General features: G+C 49.0%; 1 protein-coding gene. It reads right to left on the bottom strand.

Going from position 1 to position 255, the window contains the following annotated elements; genetic code table 11:
* Window positions 1-16: 16 nt before the first annotated feature.
* Window positions 17-255, bottom strand: a 239-nt coding sequence (locus ACO0LC_RS29305) for an IS3 family transposase (protein WP_423009805.1), incomplete at its 5' end; no start/stop codon positions are given.

Consider the following 255-nt stretch of genomic DNA (forward strand, 5'->3'; position numbering starts at 1 on the left):
AGCGGACACTCATGTTCTAAGCTGCCTGTGAGTGCCGATTAAAATTTTCAGCAAATAAGGCTGGCGATATATTGCCAAGACGCGAGTGACGTCGCTGGCGGTTATAAAAGCTTTCAATGTATTCCTGAATAGCCGCCTGTGCATCAGCCCGTGTGGGATAGTGCTGGTGATGTATCAGTTCATTTTTCAGGCTTCCCCAGAAACTCTCCATGGGCGCATTGTCATAGCAGTTTCCCTTGCGTGACATGGATGCCC

The organism is Undibacterium sp. JH2W, assembly GCF_049340425.1.
In the GTDB taxonomy this organism is placed as follows: domain Bacteria; phylum Pseudomonadota; class Gammaproteobacteria; order Burkholderiales; family Burkholderiaceae_D; genus Undibacterium.